Annotated in this window: 1 protein-coding gene; it reads right to left on the bottom strand. The window is 63.7% G+C overall.

The annotated features are described in order from the left end of the window. Positions 1-84: 84 nt before the first annotated feature. A partial coding sequence (locus ACR0B3_RS24320) for an efflux RND transporter permease subunit (protein ID WP_480811285.1) occupies positions 85-842 on the bottom strand: 758 nt, incomplete at its 5' end.

Here is an 842-nt window from a genome sequence, read left to right as displayed (position 1 = left end):
GACGGCGATTTTCGACTGTGTCATCTGAAGCTCCTGTGGCTGCTTGCGGGGTCAACGGTTCCGGGCCACCGTGGGTTCCCGCGGTCATGTGCGTTGGGGGGTGCCGGTCTGCATGCGGGCCCTGCCTGCGGCGAAAAGCGAGGCATAGGCGGGGACCAACAGCATCAAAAGGACGGAGGAGAACAGGATGCCGAAGCCGAGCGAGACGGCCGTGGGGATCAGGAACTGCGCCTGCACCGATGTTTCCAGGATCAGCGGCGTGACCCCGAGAAAGGTGGTCAGTGTCGTCAACGTGATGGGTCGGAACCGCCGCAGCGTGGCGCGCCGGATGGCCTCGTTCGGGTCGGTGCCCCTGGCCTCCTCGGCGAGTATGAAATCCACGATCAGAAGGGCCCCATTTACCACCACGCCCGACAGGCCGATGATGCCGAACATGCTCAGCAAGGTCAGGTTCATGCCCAGGGCCGCATGGGCCAACACCGCGCCCACGAAACCGAATGGCAGAACCAGCAGAACAATCAGGGGCCGGAGGTAACTGCCGAAGGCAAGGGCCAGCACCGCGTAGATACCGAACAGGGCCAGTCCGAAATTCTGTGTCAGCGAATTGGAAAAGCGGCCCGCCTCTTCCTGCTCGCCGCCGGCGGTGACTTCGAGGCCGGGGAAATCCGCTCGCAGGTCTGGCACGATCTGCGAAAGAACCCATTCGGTCTCGGCCCCGCCGGTTGTAAGGCCAGTGTTCACATCCGCCATGATCGTCGTGACTGTGCGCCCGTCTGCACGGGTGATCGAGGTTGCGGCGGGCTTCTGGTCGATCTCAACCAGCCGTTCGAGCGGGATATCGC

The organism is Ruegeria sp. CE9, from assembly GCF_056537425.1.
This window is presented reverse-complemented; position numbering and strand designations above follow the sequence as displayed.